General features: G+C 41.8%; 21 protein-coding genes. 3 read left to right on the plus strand and 18 right to left on the minus strand.

Features of this window, described 5'->3' with window-relative positions; translation table 11 throughout:
• Nucleotides 1-799: 799 nt before the first annotated feature.
• The 18 genes from rplQ to H5180_RS14670 all read right to left on the minus strand — a co-directional run bounded on the left by rplQ (nucleotide 800) and on the right by H5180_RS14670 (nucleotide 11,496).
• Nucleotides 800-1,201, minus strand: a complete 402-nt coding sequence (gene rplQ / locus H5180_RS14585; protein WP_016710207.1) for a 50S ribosomal protein L17 — start codon at nucleotides 1,199-1,201, stop codon at nucleotides 800-802.
• Nucleotides 1,202-1,240: 39 nt separating this feature from the next.
• Nucleotides 1,241-2,227, minus strand: coding sequence for a DNA-directed RNA polymerase subunit alpha (locus H5180_RS14590; RefSeq protein ID WP_145241913.1), 987 nt, complete (start codon nucleotides 2,225-2,227; stop codon nucleotides 1,241-1,243).
• A gap of 24 nt (nucleotides 2,228-2,251) precedes the next feature.
• Nucleotides 2,252-2,872 (minus strand): 30S ribosomal protein S4, encoded by a 621-nt coding sequence (gene rpsD, locus H5180_RS14595; RefSeq protein WP_016710205.1) that lies wholly within the window; start codon nucleotides 2,870-2,872, stop codon nucleotides 2,252-2,254.
• Nucleotides 2,873-2,893: 21 nt separating this feature from the next.
• Nucleotides 2,894-3,280: a 30S ribosomal protein S11 gene (gene rpsK / locus H5180_RS14600; RefSeq protein WP_002959471.1), complete on the minus strand. Its 387-nt coding sequence runs from the start codon at nucleotides 3,278-3,280 to the stop codon at nucleotides 2,894-2,896.
• A gap of 12 nt (nucleotides 3,281-3,292) precedes the next feature.
• Nucleotides 3,293-3,649, minus strand: a complete 357-nt coding sequence (rpsM, locus tag H5180_RS14605; protein WP_145241916.1) for a 30S ribosomal protein S13 — start codon at nucleotides 3,647-3,649, stop codon at nucleotides 3,293-3,295.
• 125 nt (nucleotides 3,650-3,774) lie between these two features.
• Nucleotides 3,775-3,888, minus strand: coding sequence for a 50S ribosomal protein L36 (gene rpmJ, locus H5180_RS14610; protein WP_002959476.1), 114 nt, complete (start codon nucleotides 3,886-3,888; stop codon nucleotides 3,775-3,777).
• Between the two features lie 22 nt (nucleotides 3,889-3,910).
• Nucleotides 3,911-5,239 (minus strand): preprotein translocase subunit SecY, encoded by a 1,329-nt coding sequence (secY, locus tag H5180_RS14615; protein ID WP_145241918.1) that lies wholly within the window; start codon nucleotides 5,237-5,239, stop codon nucleotides 3,911-3,913.
• Between the two features lie 10 nt (nucleotides 5,240-5,249).
• Nucleotides 5,250-5,684 carry a 50S ribosomal protein L15 gene (gene rplO, locus H5180_RS14620; RefSeq protein WP_064668467.1) on the minus strand — a complete coding sequence of 145 codons (435 nt, stop codon included), beginning with the start codon at nucleotides 5,682-5,684 and terminating at the stop codon, nucleotides 5,250-5,252.
• A 5-nt stretch (nucleotides 5,685-5,689) separates the two neighbouring features.
• Nucleotides 5,690-5,872 (minus strand): 50S ribosomal protein L30, encoded by a 183-nt coding sequence (rpmD, locus tag H5180_RS14625; protein ID WP_016710201.1) that lies wholly within the window; start codon nucleotides 5,870-5,872, stop codon nucleotides 5,690-5,692.
• Between the two features lie 3 nt (nucleotides 5,873-5,875).
• On the minus strand, nucleotides 5,876-6,382 hold the full coding sequence (gene rpsE, locus H5180_RS14630) for a 30S ribosomal protein S5 (RefSeq protein WP_002959485.1): 507 nt from the start codon (nucleotides 6,380-6,382) through the stop codon (nucleotides 5,876-5,878).
• A gap of 9 nt (nucleotides 6,383-6,391) precedes the next feature.
• Nucleotides 6,392-6,742 carry a 50S ribosomal protein L18 gene (gene rplR, locus H5180_RS14635; protein WP_008115388.1) on the minus strand — a complete coding sequence of 117 codons (351 nt, stop codon included), beginning with the start codon at nucleotides 6,740-6,742 and terminating at the stop codon, nucleotides 6,392-6,394.
• A gap of 9 nt (nucleotides 6,743-6,751) precedes the next feature.
• On the minus strand, nucleotides 6,752-7,285 hold the full coding sequence (rplF, locus tag H5180_RS14640) for a 50S ribosomal protein L6 (protein ID WP_145241920.1): 534 nt from the start codon (nucleotides 7,283-7,285) through the stop codon (nucleotides 6,752-6,754).
• Between the two features lie 13 nt (nucleotides 7,286-7,298).
• Nucleotides 7,299-7,691 (minus strand): 30S ribosomal protein S8, encoded by a 393-nt coding sequence (rpsH, locus tag H5180_RS14645; RefSeq protein ID WP_145241923.1) that lies wholly within the window; start codon nucleotides 7,689-7,691, stop codon nucleotides 7,299-7,301.
• Nucleotides 7,692-7,712: 21 nt separating this feature from the next.
• Nucleotides 7,713-8,018, minus strand: a complete 306-nt coding sequence (rpsN, locus tag H5180_RS14650; RefSeq protein WP_058562128.1) for a 30S ribosomal protein S14 — start codon at nucleotides 8,016-8,018, stop codon at nucleotides 7,713-7,715.
• Between the two features lie 10 nt (nucleotides 8,019-8,028).
• On the minus strand, nucleotides 8,029-8,568 hold the full coding sequence (gene rplE, locus H5180_RS14655; RefSeq protein ID WP_016710195.1) for a 50S ribosomal protein L5: 540 nt from the start codon (nucleotides 8,566-8,568) through the stop codon (nucleotides 8,029-8,031).
• A 16-nt stretch (nucleotides 8,569-8,584) separates the two neighbouring features.
• Nucleotides 8,585-8,899 carry a 50S ribosomal protein L24 gene (rplX, locus tag H5180_RS14660; protein ID WP_016710194.1) on the minus strand — a complete coding sequence of 105 codons (315 nt, stop codon included), beginning with the start codon at nucleotides 8,897-8,899 and terminating at the stop codon, nucleotides 8,585-8,587.
• Nucleotides 8,900-8,909: 10 nt separating this feature from the next.
• On the minus strand, nucleotides 8,910-9,278 hold the full coding sequence (gene rplN, locus H5180_RS14665; protein WP_011329449.1) for a 50S ribosomal protein L14: 369 nt from the start codon (nucleotides 9,276-9,278) through the stop codon (nucleotides 8,910-8,912).
• 277 nt (nucleotides 9,279-9,555) lie between these two features.
• A complete protein-coding gene (locus tag H5180_RS14670) occupies nucleotides 9,556-11,496 on the minus strand; it encodes an AsmA family protein (RefSeq protein WP_182758461.1) in 1,941 nt (646 codons plus the stop codon).
• A 238-nt stretch (nucleotides 11,497-11,734) separates the two neighbouring features.
• On the opposite strand from H5180_RS14670, the gene H5180_RS14675 reads away from it, so the two are divergent.
• The 3 genes from H5180_RS14675 (at nucleotide 11,735) to H5180_RS14685 (ending at nucleotide 13,675) form a co-directional block, all read left to right on the plus strand.
• Nucleotides 11,735-12,154 carry a hypothetical protein gene (locus H5180_RS14675; protein ID WP_145241927.1) on the plus strand — a complete coding sequence of 140 codons (420 nt, stop codon included), beginning with the start codon at nucleotides 11,735-11,737 and terminating at the stop codon, nucleotides 12,152-12,154.
• Nucleotides 12,155-12,162: 8 nt separating this feature from the next.
• On the plus strand, nucleotides 12,163-12,363 hold the full coding sequence (locus H5180_RS14680; RefSeq protein ID WP_145241929.1) for a helix-turn-helix transcriptional regulator: 201 nt from the start codon (nucleotides 12,163-12,165) through the stop codon (nucleotides 12,361-12,363).
• Between the two features lie 148 nt (nucleotides 12,364-12,511).
• Nucleotides 12,512-13,675, plus strand: a complete 1,164-nt coding sequence (locus H5180_RS14685) for a hypothetical protein (protein WP_145241931.1) — start codon at nucleotides 12,512-12,514, stop codon at nucleotides 13,673-13,675.
• Nucleotides 13,676-13,784: the final 109 nt, after the last annotated feature.

Here is a 13,784-nt window from a genome sequence, read left to right on the forward strand (position 1 = left end):
ATTGCTTTATATTGTTAAAGAACGTTGCGGTTAAAGTTAAACTTTATCTCGCTAGGGCTGCGCATATTACGCTGTCCTATTTTTTTGTCAACACTTAATTTTAAACTTTATTAAAAATCTAAACTTAAGTTTTACTCGACTAACTGATTAACTCTTGCCTCGCTAAGCGTTGCTGTCTGCCGTCTCAGTGGGGTCGCATTATAGGGAGATCCAAAAACAGATCAACCTTTTTTTGAAGAAAACTTAAAATAAAACACTGTTCGCTGAGTATTTAAGCTAAACGCTCAAAAACAACACTAAACTAGACTGTTTTTAACTATATAAGTGTAAGTTAAATGAAGAAACCCAGATTCAATCTTTAATCGAAAAAACGATCCACTACTGAAATGATCAATATTTTGATCAAATGACCTAAGTTTATAATCTTTACCTATGTATATTGTTAATAACTTATGAGGGTCAAACACTGACAGTCGCAGTTATCACGCATTTAAATCATAGATAAAAGTAGACTCTATAGATTTATACAGCTACATATTCAGTAGCAAGATAACTTTCAAAGCTATAAATGTTATTACCGACCATGAAATTTAAATTAACAAGCTAGTTGAATAACAAATGGTTATTCAGGGAAGTAGATTCTAGTGACGCTTAGTGGGCTTACAAAGATGTTGGTTTGATAATGGTATAGTTGAAATGTTGCGCTATATACAGGGATACTGATAGCAATATTATTTTTTGCCAAATTTTAGATATTAAAAAGCCGAGCTTATGCTCGGCTTTTTGGTGTCTTTAAGACTTACTCAGCAGACTGCGCGTCTTCTTGAACTTCTTCGTTCGCAGATGTGCGACCTACTAGTTCAATATAAGCCATTGGTGCATTGTCACCAGCACGGAAGCCACACTTAATAATACGAGTGTAACCACCTGGACGGTCTGTATTGCGAGGACCGATTTCACTGAACAACTTACCAACTACTTCTTTATCACGCGTGCGAGCAAACGCTAAACGGCGATTTGCTACACTGTCAGTCTTAGCCAGTGTGATTAAAGGTTCAATTACACGACGTAACTCTTTCGCTTTTGGCAAAGTAGTTTTGATGATTTCATGTTTCACCAAAGAACCTGCCATATTGCTGAACATCGCTTTACGATGGCTGCTGTTACGGTTTAATTGACGACCACTCTTACGATGGCGCATGACCCTATCCTTCTAACTAAACTAATATAGTGATTTAGATTATTCAGCTAGGCTTGCAGGTGGCCAATTTTCTAGGCGCATACCTAGAGATAGACCACGTGAAGCTAGCACGTCTTTAATTTCAGTCAGAGACTTCTTGCCTAAGTTAGGCGTTTTAAGAAGCTCGACTTCTGTGCGCTGAACTAAATCACCGATATATTGAATTTGCTCGGCTTTCAAACAGTTTGCTGAACGCACTGTTAGTTCAAGATCATCAACTGGACGAAGTAGAATAGGATCGAATTCTGGCTTCTCTTCTTTCTCTTCTGGCTCAGTAACATCACGTAAGTCTACGAATGCTTCTAGCTGCTCAGCTAAGATAGTCGACGCACGGCGGATCGCTTCTTCTGGATCTATAGTGCCGTTTGTTTCCATATCAATGATTAACTTGTCTAAGTCTGTACGTTGTTCAACACGTGCTGATTCAACCGAGTACGCAATACGTTCAACTGGGCTAAATGATGCATCAAGCAACAATCTACCAATTGGACGCTCATCGTCATCAGAGGATAAACGGCTAGATGCCGGCACATACCCACGACCACGTTCAACACGAATTCGCATGCTGATCGCACTATTATCTGCCGTTAAATGACAAATAATATGATCTGGGTTGGCAATGGTTACATCGCCGTCGTGCTGAATATCAGCCGCAGTCACAGGGCCTACACCAGACTTAGTCAGGGTAAGAAAAACTTCATCTTTACCTTCCAAAGTAACTGCTAGACCTTTAAGATTTAACAGAATTTCAATGATGTCTTCTTGTACGCCTTCTTTCGCGCTGTATTCGTGCAACACACCGTCGATTTCAACTTCGGTTACTGCACATCCTGGCATTGACGAAAGAAGTATACGGCGTAAGGCATTCCCAAGAGTATGACCGAAGCCACGCTCTAATGGCTCTAAAACTACTTTAGAACGAGTTGGGTTAATAGCGTCGATATCGACTAACCTTGGTTTTAGAAATTCTGTAACAGAACCCTGCATTTTATCCTCTCTTAACTCTTAACTTTACTTAGAGTAAAGTTCGACGATTAGTTGTTCATTGATGTCCGCAGACAGGTCTGAACGCTCTGGTAGGCGTTTGAAATTACCTTCCATTTTCTTACCGTCAACTTCAACCCAAGTCGGTTTTTCACGTTGCTCGGCTAGTTCTAGAGCAGCGATGATACGAGCTTGTGTCTTAGACTTTTCACGGATAACTACTACATCTTCTGGAGTAATTACGAATGAAGGAATGTTCACTACACGACCATTAACTAAAACCGCTTTGTGGCTTACTAACTGACGTGCTTCAGCACGTGTGCTTGCAAAACCCATGCGGTATACAACATTGTCTAAACGTTGCTCTAAAAGCTGTAACAAGTTTTCACCTGTGTTGCCCTTAAGGCGAGCAGCTTCTTTGTAGTAGTTACGGAATTGCTTTTCTAATACACCGTAGATACGACGTACTTTTTGCTTTTCACGTAATTGTAAACCGTAATCAGATAAGCGACCTTTACGAGCGCCGTGCTGACCAGGTGCAGTCTCAAGTTTACACTTAGAGTCGATAGCTCTTACGCCGCTCTTAAGGAACAGGTCAGTACCTTCACGACGACTCAGCTTGAGCTTAGGGCCCAAATATCTTGCCATGTTATTTCTCCTAACCTATTGTTAAACGCGACGTTTCTTCGGTGGACGACAACCATTGTGTGGTATTGGCGTCACGTCAGTAATGTTGGTGATACGGTAACCAGCAGCATTCAAAGCACGTACAGCAGATTCACGACCTGGACCTGGACCTTTGATGAAAACTTCTAGATTTTTTAAACCGTATTCTTGAGCAGCAGTACCTGCACGCTCTGCAGCAACCTGAGCAGCGAATGGTGTAGATTTACGTGAACCACGGAAACCTGAACCACCGGCAGTAGCCCATGATAGTGCATTACCTTGACGGTCGGTAATTGTAACAATAGTGTTGTTGAAAGAAGCATGAACATGAGCCATACCATCAGCAACTTGCTTTTTAACCTTTTTACGACGAATTGGTGTCTTAGCCATAATACTATCCCCTTATCGCTTAATAGGCTTACGAGGACCCTTACGGGTACGCGCGTTAGTCTTTGTTCTTTGACCACGTAGTGGTAAAGAGCGACGGTGACGTAGGCCACGGTAACAACCAAGGTCCATAAGGCGCTTGATATTCAAAGTAACTTCACGACGAAGATCACCTTCTACAGTGTACTTGCCAACTGCTTCACGCAATACGTCAAGTGTTTCGTCTGAAAGTTCACCGATTTTTGTGGTTTCGGCGATACCAGTCGCTACTAAGATAGCCTTAGAGCGAGTCTTACCTATGCCATAAATAGCTGTTAAACCAATAACTGCATGTTTATGATCAGGGACGTTAATGCCAGCGATACGGGCCACTAACACATCTCCTATATTTGAATTCGGTTATCATCTGTTTGAAGAGCCCGTAAGGATACTCAAACGAAGACCAAATCACAACTGAAAACACAGGCCGAGAAACCTCAGCCTGCACGACTTATAAATTAACCTTGCCTTTGCTTATGCTTAGGCTCACTGCAAATTACACGTACAACACCGGCACGTTTAATAACTTTACAGTTACGGCATATTTTCTTAACGGAAGCACGTACTTTCATTGCTCAACTCCGTAAACTGACCTTATCGACCGTAGCCTTTAAGGTTCGCTTTTTTCAGCACAGAATCATATTGATGAGACATCATATGAGTCTGTACTTGTGCCATAAAGTCCATGATCACAACAACGATAATCAAAATTGATGTACCGCCGAAGTAGAATGGCGTTTGCCATGCCATGGTCATGAATTCGGGCACCAGACAGATAAAGGTTATATACAAAGCACCTGCCAATGTCAGGCGTGTCATCACTTTATCAATGTATTTCGATGTCTGCTCGCCTGGACGAATACCTGGGATAAATGCGCCAGATTTTTTCAGGTTATCTGCTGTTTCACGTGGGTTAAAAACCAACGCTGTGTAGAAAAAGCAGAAGAAGATAATAGCCGCAGCTAAAACTATTGCATACAAAGGCTGACCTGGAGTCAACGTTGTAGCAATCGCTTGTAGCACATCAGCGACAGGACCTTCACCCTGGCCGAACCAGCTGGCAATAGTACCAGGGAACAGAATTATACTGCTAGCAAAGATTGGTGGAATAACACCCGCCATGTTTACTTTTAGTGGTAAATGCGTGCTTTGGGCAGCAAATACTTGACGACCTTGTTGGCGCTTTGCGTAGTTAACGACGATACGACGTTGTCCACGTTCAAAGAACACTACAAGATAAGTAACAGCGAATACGATTACCGCAATCAATAACAGTGCTAAAACATGTAAATCACCTTGGCGCGCCATTTCGGCTGTCGAACCAATAGCAGACGGCAGGTTAGCTACAATACCAACAAATATTAGAACTGAGATACCGTTACCGATACCACGTTCAGTTATTTGCTCGCCCAACCACATCAGGAACATAGTACCAGTTACTAAACTCACCACTGCGGTGAAGTAGAAACCGAGACCTGGGTTAACAACTAACCCGTCCATCATACCCGGTAAGCTTGTGGCAATACCGATCGATTGGATAGTAGCAAGCAAGAGCGTGCCGTAGCGTGTGTACTGGCTAATTTTCTTACGACCTTGTTCACCTTCTTTCTTAAGCTCTATAAACGGAGGATACATATGCGTTAATAGTTGCGTAATAATTGAAGCTGTGATGTAAGGCATTATACCCAGTGCTAACACCGAAGCGCGCTCAAGCGCACCACCGCTGAACATGTTGAACATTTCAACAATGGTGCCCTTTTGTTGCTCGAAGAAATCGGCAAGTACAGCGGCGTCAATCCCAGGGATTGGCACAAATGAACCTAGACGGTAAATAATGATAGCGCCCAATACGAATAGTAATCGACGTTTCAATTCCGAAAGCCCACTTTGTGCACTTTGTGTATCTTGACCTGGTTTAGCCATTAGTACTTCCTTAGTCTTCTACCTTGCCTCCGGCGGCTTCGATAGCTTCGCGAGCACCTTTAGAGGCTTTAAGGCCTTTAACGGTAACAGCGCGTGAAACTTCGCCAGATTTAACAACTTTAACGAACAGAACGTTCTTTTTAACTAGACCAGCTGCCTGTAGCGTACCTAGGTCTACCACATCGCCTTCAACTTTAGCGATCTCGTATAGGTTTATTTCTGCAGATACTAAAGATTTGCGAGAAGTGAAACCAAACTTAGGTAGACGACGTTGCATAGGCATTTGACCGCCTTCAAAACCAACGCGTACTTTACCGCCAGAACGTGACTTTTGACCTTTGTGACCACGGCCACCAGTCTTACCTAGACCAGAACCGATACCACGACCAACACGTTTACCAGCAGATTTAGAACCTGCAGCAGGAGAAAGTGTATTCAAATGCATTCGAATTACCCCTCAACCTTAACCATGTATGAAACTTGGTTGATCATACCACGTACACATGCTGTGTCTTCTAACTCAACAGTGTGATTGATACGACGTAAACCAAGACCGCGTAATGTAGCTTTATGTTTCGGTAAACGACCGATAGAGCTCTTTACTTGTGTTACTTTTACAGTTTTATTAGCCATGGTTTACCCCAGAATCTCGTCTACTCGAAGACCACGTTTTGCAGCGATCGACTGAGGAGAATTCATATTCTCAAGAGCTGAGATCGTTGCACGTACAACGTTGATCGGGTTAGTAGAACCGTAACATTTAGAAAGTACGTTCTGCACACCAGTAACTTCTAGTACTGCACGCATAGCACCACCTGCGATGATACCAGTACCTTCAGATGCTGGTTTCATAAACACAAGAGAGCCAGCATGACGTCCTTTAACAGGATGCTGTAATGTGTTGCCATTTAGGTCTACGTTGATCATGTTACGACGTGCTTTTTCCATTGCTTTTTGAATAGCAGCTGGAACTTCACGTGCTTTACCATAACCGAAACCTACTTTACCTGCGCCGTCACCAACTACAGTTAGTGCAGTGAAGCTAAAGATACGACCACCTTTAACTACTTTAGACACACGGTTCACCGCGATTAGCTTTTCAGCTAGATCAGGCTGTTGTTGCTTTGCTTCTACGTTAGCCATTGTCTACTCCTAGAATTGCAAACCGGCTTCACGCGCAGCATCTGCTAGCGCCTTCACACGGCCGTGATATTTAAAGCCACTGCGATCAAAAGCAATCTTTTCGATGCCTTTGTCAGCCGCACGTTCAGCAACCGCTTTACCAACTGCTTGCGCAGCTGCAACGTTGCCTGTGCCTTTAACTGTTTCGCTAATAGCTTTCTCAACAGTAGAAGCAGCAGCCAGTACATTACCCTCAGCGTTTACAACTTGAGCGTAAATGTGACGTGGCGTGCGGTGGATAACAAGACGCGTTGTGCCTTGTTCAATATAATTTCTACGAGTGCGTTTAGCACGACGTAGACGAGCTGTTTTTTTATCCATCGTCTTACCTTACTTCTTCTTAGCCTCTTTACGGCGTACATTCTCATCTGAATAACGAACACCCTTACCTTTATAAGGCTCAGGTTTACGGTATGCACGAATGTTAGCAGCTGTTTGACCAACTAACTGCTTATCTACGCCCTTAACTAGAACTTCTGTTTGGCTTGGAGTTTCAATCGTAATTCCTTCAGGAACTGCGAAATTAACTGGGTGTGAGAAACCAAGAGTTAAATCTAATGTTTTACCCTTAGCTGCAGCACGGTAACCAACGCCTACTAACTGAAGTTTCTTCTCGTAACCTTCATGCGTACCAACAATCATATTGTTGATTAGAGCGCGAGCAGTACCTGCTTGTGCCCATGCATTGGCTACGCCTTCACGAGGTAAAGTTGTAATAACGTTGTCGTTAAGTTGTACTTCAACTGCAGAGTTGATAGTACGCGTTAATTCGCCGTTTTTGCCTTTAACTGTGATGTCCTGGCCTTTTAATGTAACTTCTACACCGGCAGGAACATTAATTGGTGCCTTTGCTATGCGAGACATAGTTCCCCTCCGATTAAGCTACAAAACCAATGATTTCACCACCAACACCAGCACTACGTGCGGCGCGGTCTGTCATTAGGCCTTTAGAAGTTGATACGATAGCGATACCTAGACCACCCATTACCTTTGGTAATTCGTCACGTCTCTTATAGATACGTAAACCAGGGCGGCTAACACGCTGGATATTTTCAATAACAGCTTTGCCTTCGAAGTATTTCAACTCGATAGAAAGCTCAGGTTTAACATCACCGCTGATTGTGAAATCAACGATATAACCTTCATCTTTTAATACTTTAGCTAATGCTACTTTCAGCTTTGAATTAGGCATCGTTACAGATACTTTTTTCGCTGACTGACCGTTACGAATTCGTGTAAACAAATCCGCGATAGGATCTTGCAAGCTCATAGTCTTACTCCCGTGATTCTATTACCAGCTAGCCTTTTTAAGGCCAGGAATTTCACCGCGCATAGCTGCTTCGCGAACTTTAATACGGCTCATGCCGAATTTGCGAAGGTAACCATGTGGGCGGCCCGTAATGTTACAACGATTACGTTGACGTGCAGGGCTAGAATCACGTGGTAAAGCTTGTAGCTTAAGTACCGCGTCCCAACGATCATCGTCAGATGTTTTCACATCACTGATGATAGCTTTTAGTGCTGCGCGCTTTTCAGCGAACTGAGCAACTAATTTCGTGCGCTTTGCTTCGCGCGCTTTCATAGAATTCTTTGCCATAACCCTACCCTTATTTCTTGAATGGGAAGTTAAACGCTTCTAACAACGCACGGCCTTCCTCATCTGTTTTCGCAGATGTAGTGATTGTGATATCCATACCGCGTACGCGGTCTACTTTATCATAATCAATTTCTGGGAAGATGATTTGTTCACGTACGCCCATGCTGTAGTTACCACGTCCATCAAAAGACTTAGCACTTACACCACGGAAGTCACGGATACGTGGGATAGCGATTGAAACCAAACGCTCAAAAAAGTCCCACATACGCTCGCCGCGTAGGGTTACTTTACAACCAATTGGGTAGCCTTCACGTACTTTAAAGCCAGCAACAGATTTGCGTGCTTTAGTAATGAGTGGCTTCTGACCAGCGATTGCTTCTAGATCCGCAACAGCGTTGTCTAGAATTTTCTTGTCAGCTAGGGCTTCGCCCACGCCCATATTCAATGTGATCTTTTCGATCTGAGGGACTTGCATGACAGAGCTGAAACCAAACTTCTCTTGAAGTTCAGCAACTACTTTGTCTTTATATACTTCATGCAGTTTCGCCATCATTCTACTCCAACTATTAGATAGTTTTACCAGTAGATTTAAAGATACGTAATTTCTTACCATCTTCAATCTTGAAACCTACACGATCTGCTTTACTCGTTTCCGAGTTGAAGATCGCAACGTTTGATACGTCAATAGACGCTTCTTTCTCAACAATACCACCTGGCTGGTTCAATTGTGGAACCGGCTTTTGGTGCTTCTTGATTAAGTTAATGCCTTCGACAAATACTCGACCAGACTCGGTAACAACTGAAAGCACTTTGCCGCGCTTACCTTTGTCTTTACCTGCTAGAACGATTACTTCGTCATCACGACGGATTTTTGCTGCCATGATTGACTCCTTACAGTACTTCTGGGGCTAGTGAAACGATTTTCATGAACTTATCATTACGAAGTTCGCGAGTCACAGGGCCGAAAATACGTGTACCAATTGGCTGCAAGTTATCATTTAAGATAACAGCCGCATTGCTGTCAAAACGGATCAAAGAACCATCTGGACGACGAACGCCTTTCTTAGTACGCACAACTACCGCGTTTTTAACATCACCTTTCTTCACTTTACCGCGAGGAATCGCTTCTTTAACAGAAACTTTAATGATGTCACCAATCGCTGCATAACGACGGTGCGAACCGCCTAAGACTTTAATACACTGCACTTTGCGAGCGCCGCTGTTATCAGCAACTTCCAGCTGAGTTTGCATTTGGATCATGTTAATGACCTCCGGTGTAGTTATTACAACTGTCTTAAATTTGTTTAAAATCAAGACATTTAGGTTAAAAACCACTCAAAAAACAATCTAGTTGTCTCCCAAGGGCGGGCAATTGTATCAGCATTGCGGGGGTAGTGGTAGGTTATTTTTTAATTAATTTAGAATAACGAGGATGGTTGTTTTGTCGATGAAACATATTTTGCTATTTTAGCATTGATTATAAAACAATCAGGGCAATTTTATGCCCTGATTGTTTTATCACCGAATAAAATCGGCATTATTTGCCAAACAAACCTTTTAACTTATCTTTAATTTTATCTTTCGCTTTTTCTTTTACTTCATCTTCTGCCGCTTTGCTTACATCTAAGCTGATGCCAACATCATGAAATGGTCCTTTGATTCGCACTGGAATTTTAAAGCCGGTACTGTCATCTTGGGTACCCTGTCCTTCGAGTGAATCGACTATGCCTGTCACTAAGCGGTAGTTAACTGTTGTTGCAGGTAGATTAACATCCCCTTCACCACTAATACGTACTAATGGACTTAACAAACTCAGATCTGTGTTTTTACCTACGCCATTGGTAAAGTTAAAGCTACCCGTTAGCGCAGAGAAGTCGGTTTGCTGGGAATTATCAAAGCCAGTATCTAGTCCTTGTGATATTGCACCAAAGTTACCCTTAATTAGCTCTTTGCCTTTGCGAACCATTTCAGCAATGTTGGCGCCTTTTACTGCACCATCGGCAAATTCAAATGCTAGTTTACCCTGCAGGGCACTCATAAAGTCTTTTTGGCTCTGACCTGATGTTGCTAAGTCCCAATTGAGTGAGCCTTTGCCCATTAGCTTATCGAAGCCAGCGGCATCTGTTAGCAATGGTTGTGCATCTATTTTATCTAACGAGAAGTTGGTGCTGATTTTGTAAGGGGCTTGTTTCGCATTAACCGTTACTGTGCCTTTACCATTACCTTCGTAGGCGGCAAACTTATCTAGGCTGATTTTTGCTACGCCTTTGTTAAGGTTTACAGTGAATTGATTAGCACCAAGTTTGATTTCATTTGCTTTTAAGCCACTTGAACGGATCACCACATTCGCATCTAAGGCATTTAAGCCACTTAAATCCATTTTTGTGTCATCCCATACAATTGGTTTGGCTGGCTCGTCACTTTTAGGTTCTGGTTTATCTGCTGGCGCTACCACCTCAGGTAAGTAAGGATTTAAGTCCAGCATACCTAAATCGATGTCAGCATTAACGGCTAAACGCTTACCTAAATTAAGCTCGCTTTTTCCTTTGATCTCTAATGCATCAAGAGTGGCGACTAATTCAGCTAGGTTGAACTTATCACCTTGCATACGCATTTTGCCGCTAACACTAAATGCATTAAAGGCGCTTTCTTTAGCGTTCAGCTCGACTCCCTGCCATTTAGCAATGTCTTTTACTGAATCACCACTGAGCGCTAATTGACCTTGAATATCTTTACCTTGACCGGCTATTAAGCCTTTAAACTCAACATCAACTAACTTTGAAGTGACATCAGTTGTCACATTAAATGTATCACCTTCTATTGCTTTAGCTGGGTTATCAACTGTTACATCAAGCTCAAAGCGCTCTTGCATATAAGTGATCCCACCTTTTACTTCGAGTGATTTATGCAGTGAAGGCAGTAAAATAGCTAATTCTAAATCGCTAATTTGCTGTTTAGCTCCCGTTTGACCATCTAAATAAGTAAACGACCCACCATATATAGCTACTTCACCTAATTGAATATCAAAGTTTTCAGGTAGTTTGACTGCCTCACCTGCTTGAGTTTGCTGCTCAGGTTTCGTAGCTACTGCATCAAATAACTGCCAGTTAGCTTTACCATTTTTATCTGTTTCAAGCAGAATGTTTGGTTCATTGATCACAAACTTTTCTAGTTTAAGTTCACCACCAAATAGCGAAAACCAAGGAATATGAACTGCAAGTTGCTGCATGCTTGCCATATCTGCACGTGAGCCAGTTTTCATATTGGCAAAATGCACATCTTCAAGTTCAAGCTTCAAAGAAGGAAAAACGGATAATGTTTTATCGCCTTTAATAGTTAAAGTACGCCCTGTGGTTTGCTCAACCTGCTCAGAGACTTTATTAAAAATGGCATCGGTTGGAATTAAAAACGGTGCAGCAATAATTAAAGCAACAAGCAATAATAATATGACACCAATAACTTTAAATAAGGTCTTCATGATGGTCCTTTCAAATGTGCAAATAATGTTCTTATCATAGCGGGAGTTAGCATTAAAATCATTGTGCAACGAATAAAAATGCTATTCCCTGCATTCTACATTGAATATATGAATTGTGACTGAAATATTTTGATACCTTTAGGTTACAAAAAACAACTTGACCAAATGATACCCCAAGGTTACATTGATACCTGTAGGTTACAAAAATATAAATTAACACTTTCACAGGATGGACTTTATGAAACAACAAGATATTAAAACCGAAGAAAAATTTATGAACCAAAACGCATGGTTTTCGATCTTCATGGGTATAACCTTACTAATTATTAGCGTTTACCCCATGCTTAATCACACATCAGCACCGCTGCTGTTTTTAGGAAGTGCTGCTTTTCTTGGTTCATTTTTTATGTTTGTGATCAGAGGTGGCTTTACATGGAAATTAAGTTACCGCCTGACTTATAAAGATGAGTATTTAAATACTATAGACACGATAGCCTATAAACATGTTGTACTCGCTCTGCTGTTTAGCATGGGGGCGATATATTTAGCTTCAGATAACCTTGCTGTTGATGTAACACACAGTACCATGGCCACCTTTTACTTAGCTGTTATGAGTTTGGTATATGGCTTTTCAATTTTTTGGCAAAGCCGTGATTAGGAGGTAATGTGCAAAACCATATAGCTGAATTTCGCAAAGCCGCTGGGCTTTCACAGCAAGAGCTAGCCGATGCTATCGCCGTTTCACGCAAAACAATCAGCACGGTCGAAACATCACGCTTTACACCTTCAGTGATCATTGCATTGAAGATAGCTCGGCAGTTTGAAACTACTGTGGAGCAGTTATTTTCACTTGAAGAAGCAGATTAACCCCTTTAAATGCAATCTTGTGCAGATTTAACTTATCAAGATTGCATCCCCTGTATTCTCCGGTATGATGCACAGCCCTGTTGTTTTAAGACGTTTTGCGCTAAAATTAAACAACTGAAAAATGTATTTAACCGGAGTACCATCAGGCATGAAAAAATTGCTCATTTCACCTTCACAAATGGCATTAGGCGAACAAGAAGGCCATATTTATCAAAATATTCTAAAGCAGGCTTCTGAAATCAGCTTAAACCTGATGGCGGTGAAAATAGAAAATCATCCTGAAGACTTCTTAGGTTGGTGCTATGAACTACTTAATGCTAGCCGTGACCGTATTAATCATGACTTACTCGAAACCAATCAATTACCAATTTTAAAAAAGCTTAATGACTTATTAGTTTCAGCAATTAGCTTCTTACAATTGAAAACATTACGCGTAGCACCTTGGCCTGTAGTTAGTGTATTTATAGAGCAACATAAAGATGTGTTAGCCCTTGATGAACAGTTACGCCTTGCCAACTATATAGCTGGTATTCGCGAGCAATCACTGAAAGAGATGATCCCTGAAGATTTATTAGCATTTAGTGGCAAACATACTTCTGCACTGGATCCAAGTAGTTATAATTTTGATGTTGAATGGTTTAGCTCTACTAAAAGCGCCAAAGCTTTTCATCAAATGCTTGCCGACCTGCCTGCATTATTTGATGAAGCATTAGCACATATACCTTTAGAAGGTGAAGTAACTGAAGCTGATTACCAAGAATTTGTGGTCAAATATTTAAAAGCCTTTACTGATAGCAATGAAAAGCCAACTCTTGCACCGGCAACTCGTCTATTAGCAATGCGCCGCCCAGATGTTTTTACACCAATTAATAACACCCGTTTAGATGCACTTTGCTCAGCATTGGCTATTACTAAATTAAATAATCGTGACTTTGCGCGTTATTGGCAGGATATTGTCCAAGCAGTTCATGGTATGTCTTGGTTTAAAATGGCAAGTGGTGACAGCGAGCTGGATCAACAACTTGTTGCAATCAAAGCGTTAATTCCGTGCTTTTTCTATCACGCAGACAAAAACACGCCTGAAAACTCTAACTACATCAAGTTATTGAGTAAACCAAAGCGTACAACAACCACTGGCACTAGAAAAGTGCGTCGTGGTAAAGAGTCTGCTGAAATACTTGTTGATCGCGCACTTGCTGCTGACGATATGCCTGAGCATATTCGCGCAAAGCGTGATTCAATTATCAGCGAAGTACAAAAAGGCCGTGGCGTGAACGAAACAATCAGCCTAATGCGTACTATTTTTGGTTAAACCACAGTAAAAAATACAAAAACCCGCTGCAACTGAGTTGTGCATGCGGGTTTTTTTACGCACCAATAAAGTGCGCAGGCTTCGTAAAAAACAATCTCCTCCTTTCACT

The organism is Pseudoalteromonas sp. SR41-4 (genome assembly GCF_014163985.1).
In the GTDB taxonomy this organism is placed as follows: Bacteria; Pseudomonadota; Gammaproteobacteria; order Enterobacterales; family Alteromonadaceae; genus Pseudoalteromonas; species Pseudoalteromonas rhizosphaerae.